This is a genomic window from Rufibacter aurantiacus, assembly GCF_017916345.1.
In the GTDB taxonomy this organism is placed as follows: Bacteria; Bacteroidota; Bacteroidia; order Cytophagales; family Hymenobacteraceae; genus Nibribacter; species Nibribacter roseolus.
Map to the genome: position 1 here is coordinate 1,251,534 of NZ_JAFMSV010000002.1, position 20,616 is coordinate 1,272,149.

The window sequence follows — 20,616 nt, forward strand, 5'->3', positions numbered from 1 at the left end:
AGTGCCTACCCAATCACGGCACAAAAGTACTACTATTTCATATTTCACGGCCCCACCTTCCCGTAGATGTTCCATGGACAACAGGCATATTGAAGTAGTATAAAAAGAGTGTTTTGGGCTGATTTTTAAGAATATACCCTAAAAACAGGCAAACACTTTCTGACTGTTGCCCAATCTTTTATCCTCTATATCATAAAGACTGTGAATTAAGCTGACCGGTATAAATAAAAAAGGCCACCCCATGGAGGTGGCCTTTCCTATACTTGAAATGAATTACTTACTGCTTCACTACTCTTATTGTAGATTTACCTGTATTAGTCTGCACCTGCAGGTAGTAGATGCCAGGCACTTGACCCGTTAAGTCAGCGATGGGCTTGCCGGTTTCTAGCTGCATTTGCCGCTGGGAAACAGCCCGTCCGCTGCTATGGAACAGGGTCACCGTAGCCGGCCCACTTCCTTCTGTGGAGGATACATACACCTTGCCCGGAGTTGGATTAGGATACGCTTCCAGAGAAGCCAGGGCAGAAGCTTTTCCGTCTGCTTTCACTGCAATCACTTTGGAGTATTCAAATTTGCCGTCAAAGTCAACTTGTTTCAGGCGGTAATAGACAGTACCTGCCGGCGCAGCAGCATCCGTGAAACTGTATTCCTGTTTCTCGTTGGTCGTGCCATTGCCGTTTACCTTGCCGATAATTGCAAAAGACTTACCGTCTTGGCTGCGCTCTACCTGGAAGTAGTCGTTGTCTTTCTCCGTGGCGGTTGTCCAAGACAAATAAACAGAAGAATTCTTTGTTTGTTTTCCCTCAAAGGATGTCAAAGTAACAGGTAATGGACCTGGTTCAATAGTAGCGGTTGTTGTAGCTACTCCGGTTAAATTATAATTAAAATCATCTGCTCCTAGTAGCGTGGCCCCCGAAAGAGTAACGGGCCAAGTACCTGGCTCTGAACTGGCAAAGGTTGCGGTACCTCCAACAAGCGCTACATCATCTGTCACAACATGACCAACTAAGGTACGGTCTATAACTGTAGCTGTAGTGGTTCCATCCTTCACCTTATCCGCTGCTATGAACGCACCCGTAATATCTTTAGGAGTGATAGTAGCCCTTAATCCAATAGGCTGAACAATTCTATAATTGGATGCATCTGCTCCCTCAATGGTATATCCGGTCACTACTACCAATTTATTGACGCCAACATTTTTGTCTTCAAAGGTTGCATCCGCAAAAGAATTATTGATTGTAACTTTTTCTTCTTCTCCGTTGCTGGAAACAATTCCAACTAAGGTAGGATTGCCTAATAATTTTGCAACGGTAGTACCATCATAAGATCTGCTTTCTATGGACACGTTGGAAACCTCCACTGGTCTCAGTAGAATGTTAGCCGCTGTTACTGCTGTTGTATTAACAAGCTTGTAATTACCCGCATCTGCCCCTGTAATAGAAATGCCGGTTACGTTGATTTCCCGGGGGCCTACATTTTTATCAACAAAGTTGGCTGAGGCATAGGCAGCCCCAACAACATCCCCACTGATGGAGTCTGTTTTAAATGTTACCGTTGCCACAGTTGTACCATCATAAATTTTGTTTTGCCCAATAGTGGTAACGGTAAGATTCCTTTGGGTGATGTTCGCAAAAAGACCAGAAGGTTGAGTTAGAATGTAGTTACTAGCAGCTGCCCCCTTTAAAGTGCTGATAGAAGTAACTGAAATATTTTCTCCAACTTTTACACTTGAAAAAACACCAATACCATCATAAGAAACTTGGTCACTGCCTACTATACCTGTTAAGGTTCCGGTTATAACGGCGGCATTTGTCTTATCATAGACTTTGTTGCCTGCTGCCGCGTTTGTAAGGGTAAGCGCTTTCCGAGCAATAGTAAGGGTCACTTCCGTTCTGGTAGCACTAGGACAACCTGAGCCGCTCCTGGCTTCAGCATAATATTTATAAGTACCAGCCGCCTTTTCAGATGGAGTATAGGAGACTGAATTTGCTGCGAGCAACGTTCCACCCGTTGAGGCATTGTACCAATTGATTGTTTGTCCTGAGGGAACAGTTGCTGTGAAGTTAGGGTTGGAACTTCCATAAACAATAGTTTTAGCAACTTCTTCACTTGCTACTACAGGAGCAGCATTCGCAGCTGCGTTGATTGTGAAAGTAACTCCATTAGTTGGAGATCCAACATGATTTGGCAGAGTTGACCCTAAATAAATTCTATAAGTACCCGTGGCACTATTTACCGGAAGGGGAATAGATTGGGTGATTCCACTTGTCACACTTGATGGACCACCACTTCCGGTTCCGAAGACTGTAGTTGGCTTTTGGAAGGAGTGAATTTCAGTATACTGCCCTCCATTAAGACCCAAATATGCTTTAAAAGTGGTTGATGTATTATATTTAAAAGCATTTCCATTCCCATTACCATTAGTAGTTGAAAATGTGATAGTCACACTAGAACCTGCACAAACAGGATTTGGGGTGACATTATCAATTTTAATACTCTGTGCTTCAACTAAGGATATAGATCCAAATGAAATTCCAAGAAAAAATAACACTAGGTATATTATCTTTACTTTCCAAAATTTTGATTCAGCTAGTTTCCATTTAGGTAGACAAGCCGGATTTTCTTGCATTGATCTGGCCAACTCTAGATTGCGAAAACCTGCTAGCTTTAGCTCCTTTCCATCACATGAGTACAATTTGTCCATAAAAAAGGCATGTTTAATTTAAAGATTTATTATGTATTCAATATTTTCTTGCATTGATTACATAAATCTCACAAAAAAAATTCATCATCGCCCCATACTTACCTTTGTAAGTAGTTGTGTTATCCTTAAATTATCTATTTGAATATTTCAATTATTCATGTTCAAATAATACCATTGTATGTATTTACATTCTTTGTTTTCTGGTTAAACCAAAATGAAAGCAACAATACCTATCCAATTGCTCCTCAAAACACATAATTATTTTAAGCTATAATTACAATAGACACTACTTGATAATTTTATATTTTATTAAATTATTCTTTATTTATTTATATATATTTTTATGATTTTTTTGAAACACCAATCTATTTCAATAGGGAAAACTGCGATTATGCCTACACCTTTAATAATTGTTTGCTTATTTATTTGGCTTGATTGAAGGGAACACAAAGCCCTACATATTAAGACACTGACCTTTGGGAAGGGTAAATTTTAGTATCCTTTATAGTAGTAGGCCTTTAATTTGGGGCTATAGTTAAAGAAATAAGCACTGCTAGCATAACTGCAAAAGCGAAGGCCACCTCCAAAGAGGTGGCCTTCGCTTTTGCTTTAAGTGAATTATCTATTGTTTTACTACGCGGGAAGTCATCTTCCCATTGGCCGTCTGAACCTGGAGGAAATAAACTCCTGGAGAATAGTTCGAGAGATCAAGAGTCAAAGGCTGCCCTACTTCTACTTGAACATTTTGCTGCAGCACTACTCTGCCATTGCTATGGAACACAGTTACAGTGGCGGCACCACTTACTTGAGAAGAGGTAACATATACTTTACCTACTGTCGGGTTTGGATAAACCTCTAATGACGCCTGAACACCTGACTTAGCATCTGCCTTCACTGCAATTACCTTTGAGTACTCAAACTTACCGTCAAAGTCAACTTGTTTCAGGCGATAGTAGTTCACGCCGGCCTGCGCAGAAGCATCTGAGAAGTTGTAATTCCGCAACACATTGCTATTTCCGTTTCCTTTCACCTTTCCTACGCCAATGAAAGTTTTACCATCCTGGCTACGCTCAATCTGGAAATAATCATTGTCTTTCTCAGCAGCAGTTGACCATGACAAATCAATTGATGAAGACTTTTGCTTTCCTGAAAAAGAAATTAAAGAGACTGGAAGTGGATCATTTTTAGGAGTAATGTCAGCCATAAGCCCGGTTGGCTGAACAAGCGAATAGTTATTAGCATCCTTTCCATTCAAGGTACTAGTGGATACAACTTGAATATCATCCCCTACTTCCTTAGAGGCAAACAAACCTGTGCCGTTTAGGGTTACCTCATCTCCTAATAAAACACCCACTAACTCCCCTGTAATTGTTGCTGCAAAATTCCCATCTACAATTTTATTATTTGCAACAGCATTTTCAATGGTAAGCGTTCTTGGTATAATTTTTGCAAAAGTTGATGCAGATGAGCTTGCTAACGTATAGTTGAACGCGTCAGCTCCACTGATTGAGATTCCTGAAACATCAATTATGCTTTTAGGCTCTATTACATTTTTACTTTCGAATGTTGCAACATAGGAGTTAGCTACATTTACAACATCACCCTGTATCTTATCTGTGGTCAACACTACGGTTGCTGCCACATCACCGTTATAAATCTTATCCTGCCCAGAAGCGGTTACGATTAGTGTTCTTTGAGTGACATCTGCCCTTAAAGTTGGTTGAGTAAGCGAATAATTACTTACACCATTACCAATCAGAGTAAAACCAGTCACAGTCACAGCCTTACCAGTACCAAAATTTTTGGTATCAAAAGAGGCGATGCCTACTGCATTCGGATTCAATGATACTTCTTGATTGAAAACGCCATTAAGAACAGGAGCACCAGACAAAGATGCGCTTCTCGTTCCATCATACACTCTGCTTACAGCTGATAATCCTGAAATTGTAAGCTCCTTTGCTGTGATGTTGGCTGTGATAGCACTACTTCCATCAAGGATATAATTACCTGATTTTGTACCTGAAAGACCTAAACCTATTACATTAACAATTTTTTCATTCCCAACATTCTTGTCCACAAAACTGAATGTTCCAGTCAAAGTAACATCATCCCCGTTTACCACACCTACTAATGTCGCAGAAGCATTATTGTCACCATTGTATACTTTGTTAACACCGAGAACACTTAATGTTTTTTGAGAAATAGTGAATTGGTCGCTTACAGCAGAAGCAAGGTTGGGGGCACTGACAGTGATTCTCTTAGTACCTACGGTTGTTGTTTGTAGGTTAGAGAATACCGCACTTCCGTTACCTGAAGAGGTGCCAATATCCTGGGTATTGTTTATCACACTACCATCACCAGAAGTGACAGAAGCAGTAACAATAAGCGAGGTCCCCAAATTGTTAGTTGTAAAATTATTAAATTGATCCTGAACCCTTACAACTGGAGTACCAACTCCCATCCCGTAAATTTCTGAACTAGGCTGCGTTTGAAAAACTAGTTTAAGTGCTCTTCCGGCTATTTGAGATAAAGTTCCCAAAGTAAGTGCAGTAGGTGTAGTACTAACTACCGCTGCTCTATTTGAGAAGGTACCGGTAATATTTGATCCAGTTGAAAGTGGACTTCCTTTTTCAGCTTTTACTTTAATTCCAGAAATTGTAAAAAAATCGACTTTGTTATCTTGAGAAGGCGCACTCACAGCCACGGTAATAGCAGTGGTCGTAACAGTCCCCAAACTTACAGTAAAATTAGAAGGACCTTGTGAACGATCAACTACTACAGTAATACTATTTGGGGTAGTATCAAAAATCCATCCAGCTGGAGCATTAACAACGAAGTTAGTTCCATTACCACCTCTTAAGAAATCTGCTTTTCCGGTTTCAGACACCACAATATCACCTAAGCCGGTAAATGCTCCTCCTCCTGTAGCATTTAGGGCTAAATCAGCAGATAGATTAGCTCCACCTGTTGCAAGTGTAGTAACTTTAATCTGAGCCTTTACTTCTATAGAGTTGAATACAGACAACACTGCCATAACAAGCATTACCAAAAGAAGCTTTCCTAAAGATTTAAAACTCCCAAACAAGTACAATTTTTTCATAAAAGGGTTACTAGACATTAATTGATTATTGTATTACTTAGTTACTTCTTTTAACAAGTCCTACAAATTTGGCAATACTATCTATCAATTCACCACTTTTTGAAATATAACAATTTTAATAAGTCAATATAATAAAGCAAAAATTTAGTTTAATTTAATATCTTATTATTTAAGTTAAGTGATATTTTCATTTGGCTAGAAGAGCAAAAAAAGCTAGTCTTACAAAATAATATCATATTTTAGACCAGCCAAACATATGTAACTACATTTAATGTATAAAGACTAATCCTCTCTATAATTTTCTAATCAGCACTATAATTTTAATTAAATTATTTATATAACCTTTTTAGAAATTCTAAGTAAAACCATAATACTAAATGTATAATTTTAAAGAATTAGTCCTATTATTTATTATGCATGCCTACTAAATAGGTTTACTTTTATTTCATTTATTGATTATTCTCAAGTTCACATAACATTTTATTGAATTCAATTCAAAATACTACAGAGACTTTCATATTATTTTAAATTATATTTTGTTCGCCTAATAGAGCGGGTAATAAGTCATAACACTACTTAGAAATAAGAGGTTAGTATAATGCTGCTTTAATTAGAAGAGAAATGGAGCAGAAAAACCAAAGGATGTTGTAATCATGACCTAACTAGACCAGCAAGCTACTACAACTACTTACCTCCCTTTCAAAGGTTATTTAAATATATAAATCCTTCAATATTATAGTCACCACTCCTTTTCCGAACTTTACTTTTAATGAGTGGGAAAAACCAAAAAAGCACTACGAAGCACCAAGTGATTTGACTCTCAGCATTCAGAGATTTTTTCAAACTTTCCCTAGTGAATAATAGGTTATAATAATATATGGTATTTTAAATATTAACCAAAGTTCACGGATTTGGTTAAGTGCTTTTTATTATTAAATAACTGACGCCAAGAGCATGCACTCAAGAAGAGCAATGACTTAACTAAATGCAAATCACCAAATTTCGCTTTATCAACAAGCCTAATCTTTGACCATAATCAATAATTCATATAAAATTAACAACCCAAAAAATTCTAAAAACCTCGTCTTCACCTTAAATATTCTGAGTTGATTGAACCATAAACAAAAGCCGAGAGTTACGAAGAAGCGTAACATATGGTTACGTTGCACTTTGTCTTTAACTCAAAAAGATTGACTATGCGATCAACTAATTTCAAAAAAGCTGTCTCTTTCTTCGCGCTAGCCTCTGTATTTTCTATGGCGGGCTGCCAGAAAGACGAGCTTTTAGAAGAAACGGCCACTGCGCCAACTCCTCCTGCCGCTGCCTCCAAAGTGGTAGAAGGTAAATACATTGTTGTCATGAAGAATGGTACTGCCGCTTCTAAACAAGAATTAAGAAACCGTTTATTTTCAAGATTAGGCATAAACCAGGATCGTGTAGGCGAAGTGTTTGATGGTGCATCTAATGGGTTTACCGGTAACCTCAGCAAAGACCAGGTGCAACAGTTAAGGCAAGATGAGAACATTGCGTATGTAGAGCAGGAGCAGACGGTTCAGCTAGAGAATGCAGTAGCTACCCTTTCTGCTGAAACTACTACCTCCACCACCGCCACTACCCAATCTATTCCCTGGGGCGTCGCCCGGGTAGGATACGGCGATGGTACCGGCAAAACGGTTTGGGTCATTGACTCAGGCGTACAGTCTACTCATCCAGATTTGAACGTAGACAAGACCCGTAGCAAATCCTTTATTTCCGGAGTTACTTCTTGGGAAGACGGTTACGGCCACGGTACAGCGGTTGCGGGGATCATTGGCGCTAAAAATAACACAACAGGCGTAGTCGGTGTGGCTGCTAACGCGACCATCGTAGCGCTGCGCGTTTTTGACAACACCGGTTACGGGACCCTTACCCGTATTTACTCGGCGTTGAATCATGCCTACACCTATGGCAAAGCTGGCGATGTAGTGAACATGAGCTTGCGCGTGGCCGCTTCCACCATGCTGGATGACCTGGTGAAGAAAGTAGCTGCCAAAGGTATGTTTGTGGTGGTGGCATCTGGTAACAGCTCCATTGACTGCAAGGTAGACTCTCCGGCCCGCGTGGTGGCAACTAACGTCTACGTAGTATCCAATATGGACTCTTACGGCAAGTTCAACCCTTCCTCTAACTTCGGGGCTTCTGTGAAATATGCAGCGCCGGGCACCAACATTAAAACTACCTGGAAAGGCAGCGGATATGTGAACGGTAACGGTACTTCTTATGCAGCTCCGCACGTAGCCGGCATCCTGGCCTTAACCGGCGGAAGAGTTAATTCCCAAGGCTTGGTGACCAATGACCCAGATGGTAAACCAGATCCAATTGCATTGAGATAGTAGCATCACTAATGCTCTAAACAAGAAAGGCTCGTCTACAAGACGGGCCTTTCTTGTTTAGAGGAACTTGGCTCATCAATGATCCAAGCTGGCAGAGATCCAGCGGTATAACACCCATCGCTTCTCTTGTCAAAAAACTGTTTAAAGCCTGTTTTACCCAAAACAGTTCTAAACCAAAAAAGCGAATCAGCTTCATGTTAGTTAATCTTACTTAGGCTTGAAATTGCTTTCCAAGCTCTTCCACTTCAAAGGTTTCCACTTAACTCCATAACAAAAAACATACTTCTTATCAGACCTAACTTCTCACAACAGACTATCTATATCTATACTTGGACAGTATTCATCAAACCTTACATATCAGGAAAATACAGAGCGACAAGGCTGAATAAATGGCAGAATGGGAAAACCAGAGTTTAACCTTTTTGTATAAAACAGAGTAATCAGAATACAAATGGTTCAATGGTGTAAACCAAGCCTTTAATCAATGACCTAAACTTACTGATATGAGAAATTTACAAGCATACTTTTTCGCGTTCATGCTGATCATGTCCATGACGCTTTCCAGCTGTGATGTTATCGGGGATATTTTCCAGGCCGGTATGTGGACAGCGGTGATCATTATCGTTATCGTGATTGCTCTGATCATGTGGCTACTCCGTAAATTACGGGGCGGAGGAAGAAACCGGCTCTAGGGTTCATTTACTCCAGCAACGCTAAAAAGAGAAGGCCACCCTTACAGGTGGCCTTCTCTTTTTAGTTAGATATTCATTATCTTTTACGCTGCTCCGGCATGGTGCCCATGATCCAATCCCAGAGAGGAGAGGACACGCCATAAGCCCGCTCAGGATCCTTGTAGTGATGGATGCTGTGGTGAATCCAGAGCTGTTTCAAGAAGTTCTTGGGGGGCGCGTAGGCATGCACCGCATAGTGCACGAAAAGGTAAAGCGCGTACCCAAACAGGAATCCGGCCACCAGGCCAAACACCAGCGACCCGAAGATCAGTTTGAACACGAAAAAGAAAAAAGAGGCGATAAACAGACTCACGATGGGTGGCATGGCCAGCCTGGTTTTGTCTTTGGGGTAGTCGTGGTGGTTTCCGTGAAACGTGTACTGGATGTTCTTCTTGAACTCATTGGTGGGCGCCATGTGGAAAATGTAGCGGTGCGCCATGTACTCCACCAAGGAGAAAATAAGCCAGCCGGCCACAAACAAACCTACCGCCGAGAGCACATCCAGGAAGCCGTACTTAAAGCCGTACACCAGCAGACCGGTAGCAATCACCAAAAAAATTGAGATAGGAAGCGCAATGTGCGTATGGGTGAGCCGCTCCAGTACTGGATTCTTGAACAGAGTTGCAGATCCTTTGTGATTCGGTTTCATAGTAAACGGGAAAAATTAAACGAAACGTTTCTTGCCAGGAAACGCACAAAAATAACTAAAATTATCTAGATACAGCCACTAACCTGATCTGTGGCACCAGGAAGACACTGTACTATTTCCTGCGCAACAGCAGCTACAGATGAGACACCGGCGCCAACCTGGCAGGATGCCTGTTGGTAAAACGGTTCTCGTTGATGCAGTGTATCAGAGAGATACCTCAGCAGCTCATCGGGGGATTTATCCCGCAGCAAGGGCCGGCTCTGCAGGTCAGAAGGTCTTAAACGGGCCACTAACTCGGTGGGGGTGAGTTTCAAATAAACCGTGGTGCCTTGCGAAACCATAAAAGTCATGTTTTCACAGAAACAGGGCGCACCGCCACCGGTAGCCAGCACCAGGCGCTCAGGCCGGGCGGCAGCCAGGCGCAGGGCCCGGGCCTCGGCCTGCCGGAAATACTCCTGCCCGCGCTGCTCAAACACCTGCGGCACCGTGCATCCCTCCTGCTCCTCAATTAAGGCATCCAGGTCCAAAAAGGTGTATTGCAGCCGCTGGGCTAGTTCCATTCCCACCGTTGATTTTCCGCAGCCGGGCATACCTACAAGGAAAATTTTGGAAGGACGTTCGTTCGGTTGGGGCAGCACTTGGGCGGAAAACATGTAATCAGGCACAATATTCAAGGGGTCATCAAACCAGGAATATACCGGTTCGTTTAGGGGCTACTTTCTCAAAAACAGCACGCAAACAGCATGTACGCAATGGTCTGTGACAAGGTCCAACAATTGAGGAAATATATGCAGCACCACCATCCTATTCAGATGTATACGATGATTGCTGGAGACTGAATAATCAAACCAGCAGTAACCCGATTCATTCCCGATAGACACAAACATCAGGGGAAAACCTTTCTCCCCTAACAGGGTCGTTCATTACCCACTTCCTTTGCAACCCACGTTTTCAAGCTATTTTATTGAAAGACAGGTCAGAAACGCTGTGTCTATAACAGGGCAAATACATCAGTGCAGACAACAGCTATTTTACCAGGTTCTGCACCTCCGGCAGGTCTGGGATATCATTGTAGTGCCACTTGCCTACCACAATGCCGTTCTTGAAAAGCAACAAGCCCGGGTTGGACCGGATCATGGTTTTGAGCACGGTGGCATCGGCGAAGAAGTAAGGCGCCGAGAGGTTCACCTCGTGGCGGAACACGTCAAACTCCTGGCTGCTGCTGGAAGTGATAACCACCGGCACCACTTTGGGCGATTGGTTTTTCTCCAGACCGGCCAGCAGGGCGTTGATCTCCTTGAAACTTTCCTGGTCAGCTTTGCTCACGTCTTTCACCAGAATGAGCAGGCGGTTACCCAGGAACATCTCCTTCGTGAAATCACCCTGGTCGTTCCAGATGTTGAAGTCTGTGATCTTGGGGCCATCCTCCGGGTTGAGCGGCACCATCTTCTTGAATTTGTAGGTGGTGTCTGTGGGGTAGCTCTGGAAGATAGACTCCACGCCTGCTTTCTCCATCACGTACTGATACCGCAGCGGGGCCGACGGTTTCATAAGTTTGGGGATATTGGCGCCTACCCGGTAAGCCCTGAAATCAAGGAACGGCTCGTGTTGGTACGCATACACGCTAACGGTCACCGAGAAGATCAAAGCCACCAGCACAATGGCACCCGTTACGCCGCGGTTCATCTGGCCCAAGGACAGAAGATGACGCTGGGTGAACAACAGCACAAGGATGAGCATCAGCAAGATGATGTCCTTCGTGAACGACTCCCAAGGTGTGAGTTTGATGGCATCCCCGAAACAGCCGCAATCAGTTACCTTGTTGTAGTACGCCGAGTAGAAGGTAAGAAAAGTAAAGAACAGAATCAGGAAAAAGAGCAGCCACAAGACTGTCTTCAGGCGCCAACGTACCAGCAGGGCCACGCCCAGCACCACTTCCAGGGTACTCAGGAAAATGGACAAGTAGAGCGCAAATGGTTTGAACGAGAGAAACACTGAGGAGAAATCGGTGGAGAATACCTCAAAATATTCTTCCAGTTTGATAGCGGTGCCCACCGGATCATTCAGTTTGATCAGGCCCGAGAAGATGAACAACCCGCCCACCACTATCCAAGCGAACCTACTAAGCAGACGGAGTACCATGGTCAGGATAATTTAGTTTTATCAGGCAAAATACAGCATAGTTGAGCATATCACGGTAATTGGCCTCCACCCCTTCAGACACCAACGTCTGGCCGGCATTGTCCTCTATCTGTTTGGTGCGGTAGATCTTCATCAGAATCAGATCGGTCATGGACTCCACGCGCATGCTGCGCCAGGCCTCGCCGTAATCATGGTTCTTGTCTTCCTGCAGCGCCTGCGTCTTCCTGATTTCCTCCTGGTACAGTTCCCGCACCCGCTCCACCTCCAGGGCCTGCTCGGTTTCGCCCTGCGCCAGAAGTTGCTCCTGCATAAGGGCGATGACGCAGTAATTCACAATAGCCACAAACTCAGACGCAATATCGTCCTGGATCTTCTGTGTGCCCTTCTCCTGGATAGACCGTATGCGCTGCGCTTTGATGAAAATCTGGTCTGTGATGGAAGGCAGACGCAGGATTCGCCAGGCGGTGCCGTAGTCCTGGGTTTTCTGCAAAAACAGGCGCTGGCATGCTTCTACCACGCGGTTGTACTCCTGGGCGGTTTGGTGAATCAAGTTTTTCGTTTTACTTTTATAGGAAATGGAAATTGGCCAATTGAACGCGAAAGATACACTTTTTTGCAAAAAAACCACCCTCAACTGCGCTGGTAGATTGGTCTTGTTGCAGCAGCCCACGGTAATGGGTATCCTCAACTCCACCCCTGATTCCTTTTACGCCGGCAGCCGTCTGCAGGGAACCGATCAGGCCCTGGCCCAGGCCGAAAAGATGCTAAAGGAAGGCGCCACCTTTCTGGACGTGGGCGGTTACTCTACCCGGCCCGGCGCGCCCGAGGTTTCAGAACAGGAAGAGCTGAATCGCGTAGTACCCATTATAGAGGCGCTCTCCAAAGCTTTCCCTGAGGCGCTGTTGTCTATTGACACCTTCAGGGCCCGGGTGGCGGAAGAGGCAGTACGGCACGGGGCGCACATCATCAATGATGTCTCCGGGGGCACGCTGGACGAGGGTATGTTCCCCACAGCGGGCCGGTTACAGGTACCGTATATTCTCATGCACATGCGCGGCACGCCGCAGAATATGGCTTCGCAGAACCACTATGAGCAGGGTCTGCTGGAAGAGATCACTTCTTTCCTGGCCCAGCGGGTGGCAGCATTAAGGGCAGCCGGGGTGAAAGACATTCTGCTGGACCCCGGTTTTGGTTTCGCGAAAAATGTGGACCAGAACTACCAGTTGCTGCGCCGGCTCAAAGAACTGGAACTGTTTGAGTTACCGCTGCTGGTGGGGCTTTCCCGCAAATCCATGACCTACAAACCGCTGCACGTGGGTCCCGAGGAAGCCCTCACGGGCACAATTGTTGCTAATACGCTCGCGTTACTGAACGGGGCAGACATTCTGCGGGTGCATGACGTGAAGGAGGCGGTACATACTATTGAAATTGTAAAAAAGATGTTGACGGCGTGATTCCATTGTTTTCCATAGGGTTTTTAGACATAGAGTGGCTGGACATTATTGATGTGCTGCTGGTGACAGTATTGCTGTACCAACTCTACAAACTCCTGACCGGAAGCGTGGCCCTCAAGATCTTCTTAGGCCTTTTATCTATTTACCTGCTGTACCTGGTGGTGAAAGCCGCCGGCATGGAGTTGCTCACCATCATTCTGGGGCAGTTCATGGGCGTGGGCGTTTTAGCGGCCATTATTGTATTTCAGCCCGAAATCAGGCGGTTTCTTTTGATGATAGGCAAGACCACCGCCTTCAACAACGAGCGCCTGTTTAAAGGATTCCCCTGGCGCCGCACCGAGCCCACTGACAAGCTTTCCATCACGCCGTTCATTGAAGCCGCCAAATCCCTGGCCGGCAAGAACACCGGTGCCTTGATCGTTTTTGCCCGCAGTTCCGAGCTGCGCTACTTCGCCGAGTCCGGTGACGCCATTGACGCCATTGTGAGCAAGCGCCTTCTCATCTCCATCTTCAACAAAAACAGCCCTCTGCACGACGGCGCCGTCATCATCCAGGGCAACCGTATCAAAGCTGCCCGCTGCATCCTGCCCGTGACCGAGAGCAACGATGTGCCTGCCTCTATGGGTCTGCGCCACCGCGCCGCCATCGGCCTGTCTGAAGTCACCGACAGCGTAGTGCTGGTGGTCTCCGAAGAAACCGGCCAAATTGCCCTGGTGCGCAACGGCGAAGTCTACCGCAACCTCTCCGCCGCCGACCTGCGTTCCAAACTCAACCACTTCCTGTTTGACATAGAGCCGAAGGTGGTGGAGAAAGTAGCCGCCGCGTAGTTAATTGCCGATTTTTGATTGTTGATTGCTCCCCTTACTCATCTAGTCTGCCCAAGCACCTCTGGAACGAGTTTGCCTTAGATTTTCTTTTCATCACCCCGCCCTGCGGGCCCCCCTCCTAAATCAGGAGGGAGTTTCTGTTTGCCTTCGCTATACCGTCTACTCAAAAGACCTCGCAGCGTCCGGAGGTCCTGCGAGCGTCTGTGCCAATGGCCCCTCCCCTATTTAAAGCCCATTTTCTGGAAAACAGCCCAAAGCGCTTAACAGCCACCAAACAGAGAAGCGGTTGACTTAATGGAATTGACTATCTTTTGGGCATCAACCAGATGAACATGCGATTCTCTTCACTCCTCGTACTCCTTTTCCTGTTTTCCTTCACTTTCTCAGTTTCCGGGCAGAAAACAGCCAAAGAAAAAACAGACGTCAAACTCACCCAGAAACTACAGGCGCTTACCAAAGACTTCCAGGGCGAGGTGGGCATTTACGTGAGGCATCTGAAGACCGGCAAGACCGTGGCCATTAACGCCGATACGCTTTTCCCTACTGCCAGCATGATTAAGGTGCCTATTATGGTGGCCATGTTTGACAAGATAGAGCACGGTGAGATTGATCCTAAAGCCACACTCCGCTACCGCGACTCCCTCTATTATGCCGGCGAAGACATTGTGGGTAATTTTAAGGATAGTTCTACCGTGGCCCTGAGCAAAATCCAGATGCTTAGCATCATCACTTCAGACAACACGGGCAGTTTGTGGCTGCAGCAGTTAGCGGGCGGCGGGGTAGCCATTAACGCTTGGCTGGAGAAAAACGGCTTCACCTACACCCGCATGAACTCTCGCACTCCGGGCCGAAGACCCAATTGGGAGAAGTACGGCTGGGGCCAGACCACACCGCGCGAGATGGCTACGCTGGTGACCATGATCCGAGACGGGAAAGCCGTGAGTCCCGCCGCCAGCGAGCGCATGTACCGGAACCTGGGCCGCATCTATTTTGACGGGGAGGCACTTTCGCAGATACCACCTTTTGTGCACACAGCCTCAAAATCCGGGGCGGTGAACCGTTCCCGCTCCGAGGTAGTGCTGGTCAACGCCCCGCACGGCGACTACGTGTTCTGCATCATCACCAAAAATCAGAAAGACGAGAGTTGGGAATACAACAATACCGGGTATGCTTTGATCAGAGCCGTTTCCAAGATTTTATGGCAGCACTTTGAGCCCAAGTCTGACTGGAAGCCAGCCCAAGGCGTGGAGAAATATTAAAAGAGGCACCTATGGAGGAAATACTTGGTTTAACGGAACGAGAAGAGACCATTCTTAAAGAATTTCCTTCGGGTATCCAGTTCTTATATCCTTGGCGCAAATACCAGGAGCGGGTGCTGAATGAACTGGATAGCCACCTAGAGAACGGGCATCTGCATGTGATCGCGCCACTGGGTTCAGGGAAAACAATCCTGGGGCTGGAAGTGATGCTGCGGCTCAACAAGCCTACCTTGATTCTAGCCCCCTCGCTGGCCATCCGCAACCAGTGGATTCAGCGTTTCTGCGATCTTTTCCTGAAAACAACTCATAAACCAGACTGGATCTCCCGTAACATCAGGCAACCTGCCTTTGTCACGGTGATCACCTACCAAGCCCTGCACACGGCCTGTAACAATCTTTCTGTCTCAGAGGAAGAAGAGGAGGCTTCAGAAGCAGAAGTAACCGAGACAAAGGCCGCCGCCCGCTCCAACGCAAATCTGGAAGGCATCGTTAAATTGCTCCGGCAACAGGGGGTGCAGACCATTGTGGCAGACGAAGCCCATCACCTCAAAAATGAATGGTGGAAAACGCTCATTCAGGTGAAAAAGAAGCTCCGCCCAACGGTTGTAGGACTTACCGCCACACCTCCCTATGACGTAACGCCTCTGGAATGGCAGCGGTACACAGAACTGACCGGTGGACGCTGAGATTTTCGTACCAGAGCTGGTGGTAGAGCAGGACCTTTGCCCGCACCAGGACTACGTCTATCTCTCCATCCCCACGCTGGAGGAGTCAAAGAAAATTGTAGAGTTCAGAAGCAAGATCCTCCAACTCTTTGAAGAACTGAAGCAAGATCTAACGCTGGCCCTGGCGCTGGAACAGCATCCCAGTTACGCTCAGCCGTTAGAACAATTGGAGTGGATCTACACAAATCTTAAGTGTTACTCCGCTACGCTCATCTTTCTGAACGGCATCGGGAAACAAATCTCACCGGACCATCTGCAAGTTATAGGTGATCCAAATTTCAAGATTCCGGAGCTCAATTATGAGTGGATGGAAGAAGTGCTCCAATTTTATCTGTTCCTTGCCCCTGCAACTTTCCTTGGCTTTGAGGAGCATCAGGAGCACCTGAAAAATAAATTAAAGCGCTACAGTGCACTGGAGAAAAGGCAGATCAGTTTCAGGCACAGCCACAGAATACAATCTTTCTTGGGCACCAGCTTGAGCAAGCTCAAAAGTGTAGAGCAGATTGTTTCTTTTGAACACCAGACGTTAGGCAAAAACCTCAGGCTGGTGGTGCTCACAGACTTCATCAGAAAAGAATACCTACATCCGGCCGGGCATCTGCCCCTGACCAAAATGGGTGCTTTGCCCATCTTTGAGCAGTTACGAAGAAGCCAGGAGAAAACCATTAAGTTGGGCGTTCTGACGGGCTCCGTGGTGATTCTGCCGCAGGCTGCCTTTCCTGCCCTTGAGCGGTTTGCCTTGGCAGCAGGTATTCTTACCATAGCTGCCACCCCTCTCGCCTACGATGCCAGCTACCTGCAGATCCAATTCACGGAACAACTGAAACACGCCCTGGTACATTTAGTCACCCAGGTATTTCAGGCCGGTGAGATTGAGGTATTGATTGGCACCAAATCTTTGCTGGGCGAAGGCTGGGACGCTCCCTGCATCAACACATTGGTATTGGCTACCTCTGTGGGCTCCTTTGTCTCCTCCAACCAAATGCGCGGACGTGCCATTAGAGTGCAGGCAGGCAACACTGCCAAGACGGGCAATATCTGGCATCTTGCCTGTCTGGATGCCACAGACGCCCAAGGCGGAAATGACATGGAGATGCTGCGCCGCCGCTTTAAGTCTTTTGTAGGAGTCTCTCTCAAAGAGGAAATAACGCTGGAAAACGGGCTGGGCCGGCTTAATTTACCGACCGGCTCTCTTACCGCAGACCAGATTAACTCCAGTAATGATCAGATGCTTGCCTTTGCCGCTCAACGGCACCAGTTGCAGGAACGCTGGCAGCAAGCCCTGGCCAAAGGTTTGTCCCTGGTGGAAGAGATCAAGATTCCCTTCCCTGAGACCCGTCGCAGCTACCAGGCTTCTAAATCTCTGTTTTACAACCGCACCATTGCCTATCTCTTGGCAGAGCTTATCAGCATGATCTTGGCGTTTGGCAACGGTGCCCTCCAGGGTTTAGGTCGTTCTGCCCGCCATATTCGCACCACCACCGACCTGTTCTTTTACCTGGCTTTCATAGGTGTCATTGGCATGCTCTTTTTTGGAAGGCAGCTGTATACCACGGCCCGGCTCTATGTCAAGTACCGCGATATTTCCGAAGACTTCAGACAAATTGGCGAAGCCCTCCTGCAGTCATTGGCAAAAGCAGGAGTGTTACAGACGGAGGTAGCCAAGCTCAACGTGGTCTCTTCTGTAGACGCACATGGCAACATCTACTGCCACCTAAATGGCGGCACCACCTTTGAACGCTCTTATTTCATCAAAGCCCTGCGGGAGATGATTGGCCCAGTGGGTAATCCGCGGTATGTCATCATCCGGAAGAACTCTTTTATGAAGTTTCTGCTGCAGAAAGACTACCATTCCGTACCGGAGGTGATCGGGAAAAACAAAACACTGGCGGAATTTCTGGAAAATCAGTGGCGGAATCTGGTAGGACATTGCGAACTGGTTTTCACCCGTAATCTGGAAGGGCGCAAGCTATTGCTAAAAGCCCGCCTGCACTCTCTTGCCTCAGAGTTTGAAGACAAAACCGAGCAGGTAAACAAATGGCGATAAGCAGTTATAACGCCCTGAAAAGAACAAAGCCCACCATCCGCACTAAGTGCTTCAGGTGAGCTTTTTCCCTTCATGAGATAGTAAGACCGCTATATTCGGCGCTACCCCTATCCTGTAGCAAATATTTTTAAGATAAAATTGGCGCTGGTAAGCGGAACACATCCTTAAGGGCCCGGCGGGCGGCGTGAAAACCGCACATGCCGTGCACCCCTCCGCCCGGCGGCGTGGAGGATGAACAGATATAAATGCCTTTGGCCGAGGTCTGGTACGGAGACAAGGTCACTACCGGCCGGGTGTAAAGCTGGCCCAGGTCAATGATGCCGCCGTTGATGTCGCCACCGATGTAGTTGGGGTTGTGCGCCTGCATCTGAGCGGTGTTCATGGTGTGCCGCGCCAGGATCAAATCTCTAAAACCAGGCGCAAAACGCTCCACCTGCCGTTCAATAGCATCGGTCATGTCAATGGTAGAACCGTTGGGCACGTGGCAGTACGCCCAAGCTGTGTGTTTGCCCTGCGGCGCCCGGGTGTTGTCAAAGAGACTTTGCTGGGCCAGGAGCACAAATGGTTTCTCAGGATGCTTCCCGCTCGCAGATTCCCTTTCCGAGGTCGCAATCTCTTCCAGCGTATTTCCCAGGTGGATGGTCCCGGCCTGGCGGCACTCGGGCGCGCTGAACGGAATGGGTCCGTCCAAAGCCCAGTCTATTTTGAACACGCCCATGCCGTAGCGGTAGCGCTGCAACTGGCCTCGGTAGAAAGGCGACAGTTTCTCGCCGGCGATGTCCAGGAGTTGTTTAGGCGTCACGTCCAGCAGCAGGGCTTTATGGGAAGGCAGTTGCTTGAGAGAGGTCACGTAGTGCCCGGTTTCAATCTTCCCGCCCAGACTCACAAAGTAAGAAGCCAGCGCGTTGGCTATCTGCTGCGAGCCGCCTTTAGGCACCGGCCAGCCCTGCAAATGCCCCACCGCCATGAGCACCAACCCGATGGCCGAGGTAGTAAGGTTAGACAAAGGTTGGATAGAGTGCGCGGCCATTCCGGCCCATAGGCCCCGAGCCTCCTGGGTTTTGAAGCGGTTGGCCAGAAACGTGGCCGAGGTCAGGGCATTCAGCCCGAAGGCGGCCATGTCAATGGGGTGGTTGGGAATACGCAGCGGGCCTAACACATCCTTCGCCAGGCCGGGCCAACTCTTGACCAGCGGCTGCATCAGATTGAGATATGATTTCCAGTCTGTTCCCAGGGCCTGCGCGGTTTCCTCTAAAGACAGGTGCAACGCCGCCGCTCTTCCGCCATCAAAGGGGTGCGCCGCCGAGACCTCGGGGTACACAAACTCCAGCCCGTGCTCCTGCAGCGGCAGCGTCTTGAAGAAAGGGGAACCGGCCGCCAACGGGTGGATGGCCGAGCACACATCGTGCACAAACCCGGGCAGGGTCAGTTCCTGGGAACGCAGCCCGCCGCCCAACTGGTCTTTGCCTTCTATCAACAGCACCTCCAGCCCCGCCTGCTGCAGCACAATGGCCGCCGACAAACCGTTAGGACCAGAACCAACTACCACTGCGTCATATTGAGTAGTGCTCACGCTTGCTTTTTTTAAGGGTTATGGTATCTCCTGCAACAACTTGGTTTGCGCTTTGTTTTAAGCTAGATTTATGAAAACAAGGAGTTAAACAGAACGAGGTTCTTGCGTATACGTGCTACAAGCTACTCATTTTTTCCATGCCTGACGCACCCTTTCTGCCGCTTTTTCCGGACCTCACGCCCATCCTCAGCAACGTGACCGCCCTTGATTTTGAAACCACCGGCGTAAGCGGCAGCAAAGGCCGGGTGATTGAGATAGCGGCCGTGAAAAGCGCCCACGGCAAGATCACCGGTCGGTTCCATACGCTGGTGCAACTGAAAGGCGAGCTCCCCAGGAAGATCACGGAACTCACGGGCATCACACAGGAAGATTTGGCCAATGCCATGGACGAGCGCACCGCCTTCAGCATCCTCAAAGAGTTCATCGGCGACAGCACGGTGGTGGCGCACAACGCCCCGTTTGATCTGGGTTTTCTCTACAGCACTTACCGTCGGCTTAAACTTGGCCCGGTGCAGCATCCGTTTATAGACACGCTGTCGGTGTGCCGTTTGCGGCAGCCCTCGCCGCGCAGCCTGCCCGATATGTGCAAGGCCTACGGCATCCCGCTTACCAGGTGGCACTGCGCCCTGCCGGATGCCACAGCCACCTGGCAGCTGCTCCACCGCCTGCACGAGGAAAGTCCTCTGGACAACATGCGCAACAAACTGGTGCTTAACCCCAAGTACGGCACCCCTTACTGGCTTCCGCCGCTGGCCGAACTTTTACCCACTCCCAACGCATCCGTACAGGATGCTCCTATCAACAGCAAAGATTGACGGATAGGCTGCGGCCTTCAGCACCATTGGGTGACAGGAATTTAACAATACCTATACGTCTAACGCCTAGTAGCTTTCATGATTTTTGGTATTTGCCTCCTGAAAATCCCGTACAAATTCAACGCACCAAGATCCTGCCCTTCCGTTTAGCATATTCTGGGAATAGCGCTAAGTCCGTCTTTTATGACTATTCCATTCCTCTAAATCAAACTCAGATT

Annotated in this window: 16 protein-coding genes; 8 read left to right on the forward strand and 8 right to left on the reverse strand. The window is 47.4% G+C overall.

The features are described from left to right. Positions 1 to 277: 277 nt before the first annotated feature. Together J3P34_RS10245 and J3P34_RS10250 are read right to left on the reverse strand one after the other, a co-directional pair. On the reverse strand, positions 278 to 2,704 hold the full coding sequence (locus J3P34_RS10245; RefSeq protein ID WP_210488358.1) for a YDG domain-containing protein: 2,427 nt from the start codon (positions 2,702 to 2,704) through the stop codon (positions 278 to 280). A 622-nt stretch (positions 2,705 to 3,326) separates the two neighbouring features. After that, positions 3,327 to 5,804: a YDG domain-containing protein gene (locus tag J3P34_RS10250; protein ID WP_210488360.1), complete on the reverse strand. Its 2,478-nt coding sequence runs from the start codon at positions 5,802 to 5,804 to the stop codon at positions 3,327 to 3,329. 1,196 nt (positions 5,805 to 7,000) lie between these two features. On the opposite strand from J3P34_RS10250, the gene J3P34_RS10255 reads away from it, so the two are divergent. Then, positions 7,001 to 8,176, forward strand: coding sequence for a S8 family serine peptidase (locus tag J3P34_RS10255; RefSeq protein ID WP_210488362.1), 1,176 nt, complete (start codon positions 7,001 to 7,003; stop codon positions 8,174 to 8,176). A gap of 16 nt (positions 8,177 to 8,192) precedes the next feature. Here J3P34_RS10255 and J3P34_RS10260 read toward each other — a convergent pair whose 3' ends face one another. After that, complete coding sequence (locus J3P34_RS10260) at positions 8,193 to 8,372, reverse strand: hypothetical protein (RefSeq protein ID WP_210488363.1); 180 nt, start codon at positions 8,370 to 8,372, stop codon at positions 8,193 to 8,195. 307 nt (positions 8,373 to 8,679) lie between these two features. Here J3P34_RS10260 and J3P34_RS10265 point away from each other — a divergent pair, with 307 nt between their 5' ends. Further along, entirely contained in the window at positions 8,680 to 8,868 is a 189-nt protein-coding gene (locus J3P34_RS10265; RefSeq protein ID WP_210463186.1) for a hypothetical protein, read from the forward strand. A gap of 76 nt (positions 8,869 to 8,944) precedes the next feature. On the opposite strand, the gene J3P34_RS10270 is transcribed toward J3P34_RS10265, so the two are convergent. The 4 genes from J3P34_RS10270 to J3P34_RS10285 form a co-directional block, all read right to left on the reverse strand. Continuing rightward, a complete protein-coding gene (locus tag J3P34_RS10270; RefSeq protein ID WP_210488365.1) occupies positions 8,945 to 9,556 on the reverse strand; it encodes a sterol desaturase family protein in 612 nt (203 codons plus the stop codon). Between the two features lie 65 nt (positions 9,557 to 9,621). Then, entirely contained in the window at positions 9,622 to 10,209 is a 588-nt protein-coding gene (locus J3P34_RS10275) for a shikimate kinase (RefSeq protein WP_210488368.1), read from the reverse strand. 373 nt (positions 10,210 to 10,582) lie between these two features. Then, positions 10,583 to 11,698 carry a BT_3928 family protein gene (locus tag J3P34_RS10280; RefSeq protein ID WP_210488370.1) on the reverse strand — a complete coding sequence of 372 codons (1,116 nt, stop codon included), beginning with the start codon at positions 11,696 to 11,698 and terminating at the stop codon, positions 10,583 to 10,585. After that, positions 11,679 to 12,248: a DUF1599 domain-containing protein gene (locus tag J3P34_RS10285; protein ID WP_210488372.1), complete on the reverse strand. Its 570-nt coding sequence runs from the start codon at positions 12,246 to 12,248 to the stop codon at positions 11,679 to 11,681. The genes J3P34_RS10280 and J3P34_RS10285 overlap by 20 nt, the downstream gene beginning before the upstream one ends. A 25-nt stretch (positions 12,249 to 12,273) precedes the next feature. On the opposite strand from J3P34_RS10285, the gene folP reads away from it, so the two are divergent. The 5 genes from folP (at position 12,274) to J3P34_RS10310 (ending at position 18,010) form a co-directional block, all read left to right on the forward strand. Beyond that, on the forward strand, positions 12,274 to 13,152 hold the full coding sequence (gene folP / locus J3P34_RS10290) for a dihydropteroate synthase (RefSeq protein ID WP_210488373.1): 879 nt from the start codon (positions 12,274 to 12,276) through the stop codon (positions 13,150 to 13,152). Further along, positions 13,149 to 13,979 carry a diadenylate cyclase CdaA gene (cdaA, locus tag J3P34_RS10295; RefSeq protein WP_149089607.1) on the forward strand — a complete coding sequence of 277 codons (831 nt, stop codon included), beginning with the start codon at positions 13,149 to 13,151 and terminating at the stop codon, positions 13,977 to 13,979. The genes folP and cdaA overlap by 4 nt, the downstream gene beginning before the upstream one ends. A gap of 332 nt (positions 13,980 to 14,311) precedes the next feature. Next, positions 14,312 to 15,238, forward strand: a complete 927-nt coding sequence (locus J3P34_RS10300) for a serine hydrolase (protein ID WP_210488375.1) — start codon at positions 14,312 to 14,314, stop codon at positions 15,236 to 15,238. Positions 15,239 to 15,249: 11 nt separating this feature from the next. Beyond that, positions 15,250 to 15,924, forward strand: a complete 675-nt coding sequence (locus tag J3P34_RS10305) for a DEAD/DEAH box helicase (protein ID WP_210488377.1) — start codon at positions 15,250 to 15,252, stop codon at positions 15,922 to 15,924. After that, the gene (locus J3P34_RS10310; RefSeq protein WP_210488379.1) at positions 15,914 to 18,010 is read left to right on the forward strand and encodes a P-loop NTPase family protein; all 2,097 of its coding nucleotides are present in this window, start codon (positions 15,914 to 15,916) and stop codon (positions 18,008 to 18,010) included. The genes J3P34_RS10305 and J3P34_RS10310 overlap by 11 nt, the downstream gene beginning before the upstream one ends. A 127-nt stretch (positions 18,011 to 18,137) precedes the next feature. On the opposite strand, the gene J3P34_RS10315 is transcribed toward J3P34_RS10310, so the two are convergent. Then, positions 18,138 to 19,583: a phytoene desaturase family protein gene (locus J3P34_RS10315; RefSeq protein ID WP_210488381.1), complete on the reverse strand. Its 1,446-nt coding sequence runs from the start codon at positions 19,581 to 19,583 to the stop codon at positions 18,138 to 18,140. 137 nt (positions 19,584 to 19,720) lie between these two features. Between J3P34_RS10315 and J3P34_RS10320 the strand changes: the two genes are divergently transcribed. After that, entirely contained in the window at positions 19,721 to 20,398 is a 678-nt protein-coding gene (locus J3P34_RS10320; protein WP_210488383.1) for a 3'-5' exonuclease, read from the forward strand. Positions 20,399 to 20,616: the final 218 nt, after the last annotated feature.